Here is a 3,271-nt window from a genome sequence, read left to right as displayed (position 1 = left end):
AGGAGGAGGCCAGCTGGCGGCAATGCTCGCTGCTGGCCGCGATCGAGACCGCGCCGCTGCCGCCGCGCAGCCGCGCAATCGCACTCGCGTTCGCCGATGCGGTTCGCGGTCAGGGGGAGGCTTTGCCAGATACTCTCGCCGACCGGCTATTTACCCTGCTCCAACGGACGGGATACTGGCAGATGTGGCGGGATAGCCGTGCCGAGGAAGCGGCCGAGCGGATCGAGAATTTGCGCGAACTGATCATGATCACCGGCGGGTTTCATGGGGCGCGTGATCTCCTCGATCACGCCGCGCTGGCGAGTGGCGGTCCCGCGGATGAGCGCGACGTCGACGACCACATCCAGATGATGACATTGCACAAGAGCAAGGGCCTCGAGTTCGATCACGTGTTCCTGCCGTCTTGGGAACAGGGCGTATTCCCGCCGTCGTTCGGCGATCTCGCGGAGGAACGCCGGCTGGCCTATGTGGCGCTGACCCGGGGTCGTCAGCTCGTTACGGTGTCCCATGCCGGGTTCCGATATGGAAAAATGCAGCCTTCCATGTTTCTCGACGACATCCCGGCAGCCTGCCGTATCGACGGATGGCATGGCGGAACGGGGGACCTGCCTTCCTCCTCCGATGCGTCAATTGCCGCCGACGAGCAGCATCACCAGAGACGGGTCGACCACGGGCGTACACCCGATTTTTCATGCCGGTAGCCGCGAGGGGCGCGCGCATGAATGCAATGTGCGCGAACGGCTCCTGTGCCGATCCAATCTTTTCTGCAACCAATTAAGGAGGTTTCATGCGATATTTCAGGCAAGAACAGGACTGTGGCCGATGTGGGGGCGTAGAACATTAAACTGCTGGCCCCCTCTAACCAAGGGACTTCATGATTCGTGCATCACATCGAGATTGAGTAGGAAAATCCATGAGACATCACGCATCTGTCACGCCTGATCAGGTTGACTCACCGCCTCTTATTTGGCCGCTGTTGCCACCCTACCGCTATGCCCGAACGAATGACATAAAGGTTCGATCTCTGTCGGCTTATGACGTGAATCAGCGCGGCGCCATCGCCCAGACGGATCGATATCCGATCGATCTGATTACAACCCAAAGGCTCAATGTCACGACTGATCGGGGCCCAACCGGGATTATGCCCGGCAAGGCTTAGTCATTAAGTCGGGTAGCACTGGTGCTGATCTCGAAGGGGCCAAGGTTCCATTTACGTCGCTTGTCCGAGAATCTAGCCTGCCGATGAGATCACCGAAGATGCCGTTTTCGGACAAGAAAACAGACAAATGTTCCAAGTGCGTTCATGTCTGGCACCCACAAAAATCACTTATCCGTCTAACCTCCTTTCTGGCGGAACAGACTTACCGCGCCGTCGCCACCCACCAGACGATCCAGCCGTGCTCTATCATGGATGCGGAATTGATGTGAGGTCACCAGTTCGACGATCCCCTCGTTGCACAGCCGATGCAGCGCTCGACTGACGCTCTCCGTCGTCAAGCCGATATAGTCAGCAATGTCGGCACGGCTCATAGGAATTTTCATCAGTCCCGTTGCATCGACCTGCATTTCTGGATGCAGGGCCATGAAGTCGAGAAACAGCGCCATCTTCTGCATCGCGCTATAGCGACGCAGCGCAATTGCTTGCCGCTGTGATGCCCGCAATTCGTGCGATAATTTGCACAGGAAATGCATTTGCAGCGAAGGTTCCCGCAGCAGCAATCGCTCGAGGGCATCGACCGGAAGGCAGTAGACGGTGAGTGGAGTCACCGCCGTTCCAGTGTAGATATAATGGTCACTTTCGAACATGCCCAGGAGATCATTGACGAAGAAGAAAGCCACGGTAGCCTGGCGACCATCCGCCAGATCCTCAGATACCTTTGCCACTCCCGATACGATATTGAAGATCGCCTGTGCCCGGGCTCCAGCTTCAAACAATTGCGCACCAGCATCAATATGCCGGATGCTCGCAATCATGGCGAGGTCACGGCGATCCGAAGCGGATAACAACTGATGCGCTTCGCCATCGCCACCTCGTAAGGGGATCGCCTGGATCGCCGGCCCGCCTATCGTCGCGAATTGACTGTCTGGTCCGGGCAGCCCGGGGACTCGCGATAAATTTCGATCCTGCATCAGCCCGGCTCCTCCATGGTTCTCCGTACCCGAACCGGAAGATAGCAGCAACGGATCATAGGAAAGGCGTCGAGGGCGGTCCAGGGGTCCGGGACGCTGTGCAACGGAAAACCCAAAAAGGCTCATTTTGGCAAAGAACTAGGCATACATTGCCGGGCTGACCAACGGATGGTTATCTGATTCGGTCACTGAGGGGGTCGGTTGCGGTTTGCAATGGGAAGGTGTGGTGGGCAAATCCCGTGCCTTTACGGCCAAGGAATGGCAAGCGGAGTTGGCGGTCTTGGCGGGTTCGCATGATTGTGACGAGGCAGACGTCCTCGTGCTCTGCGGCTGACGGCAGCGGGCTGGACGACCGGCCGGATCGCTGAGACGTTTGGAGTGTGGGAAGACACGGCCCGGCTCTGATCCAGCAATTGGCGGATTTACGATCTGGATGATCGTCAAGATGACACCTGGTGATCCTCCCGTTGCTTGCGCCGGCGGCGTGGTCCGGAACGTGTTGCGCGACGGGACTTGCCTCGCCCCTGATGGTTGATCCGAGTTCCTGGTCATCAACCGGCCGCTGGTTCGGGATCCAGATTGATCTTCACTCTTGACCTTGGGCTGATCAGAACGTGGCATATCGCCATGGATCAGCATTTCGGCGGGTCGGTTCGGGACGAAGCCACCGCAGGACGCGAAGTCCTCGCCGGATTGGTCGAGCGCGTGACATTTCATAATTCTGAAAACGGGTTCTGCGTGCTGCGGGTGAAGGCGCGGGGTCATCGTGACCTCGCCACCGTGATCGGCCATGCCGCCATGATCAGCGCGGGCGAATGGGTGACGGCGACCGGTGAATGGGTGAATGACCGCACGCACGGCCAGCAGTTCAGGGCGCGGTTCATGCGCACCTCGGCGCCGACCACGGCGGAGGGGATCGAACGCTACCTGGCCTCGGGAATGATCCGGGGGATCGGCCCGGTCTACGCGAAGAAACTGATCCGCGCATTCGCGACGACGGTGTTCGATGTGATCGAGGCAAACCCGGAGCGTCTACGCGAGGTGCCCGGGATTGGAAGCATCCGTGCCCAGCGGATCGTCACCGCCTGGGCTGAACAGAAGGTGATCCGCGAAATCATGGTGTTCCTGCACAGCCATGGTG

At 59.0% G+C, this 3,271-nt stretch carries 3 protein-coding genes; 2 read left to right on the top strand and 1 reads right to left on the bottom strand.

What is annotated here, in order from left to right; translation table 11 throughout:
- Nucleotides 1-701, top strand: a 701-nt coding sequence (locus tag ACP5E6_RS17460) for a 3'-5' exonuclease (RefSeq protein WP_427956370.1), incomplete at its 5' end; no start/stop codon positions are given.
- Nucleotides 702-1,335: 634 nt separating this feature from the next.
- Here ACP5E6_RS17460 and ACP5E6_RS17455 read toward each other — a convergent pair.
- Nucleotides 1,336-2,130, bottom strand: a complete 795-nt coding sequence (locus ACP5E6_RS17455; protein WP_427956369.1) for a Crp/Fnr family transcriptional regulator — start codon at nucleotides 2,128-2,130, stop codon at nucleotides 1,336-1,338.
- 627 nt (nucleotides 2,131-2,757) lie between these two features.
- Here ACP5E6_RS17455 and ACP5E6_RS17450 point away from each other — a divergent pair.
- The coding region (locus ACP5E6_RS17450; RefSeq protein WP_427956373.1) for a helix-hairpin-helix domain-containing protein at nucleotides 2,758-3,271 on the top strand (514 nt) is incomplete at its 3' end.

It is taken from the genome of Acidiphilium sp., from assembly GCF_049977125.1.
GTDB lineage: Bacteria > Pseudomonadota > Alphaproteobacteria > Acetobacterales > Acetobacteraceae > Acidiphilium.
This window is presented reverse-complemented; position numbering and strand designations above follow the sequence as displayed.

Coding starts and splice junctions, on each gene's coding strand:
- ACP5E6_RS17455 (WP_427956369.1), bottom strand. CDS start 2,130: ATGCAGGATCGAAATTTATCGCGAGTCCCCGGGCTGCCCGGACCAGAC.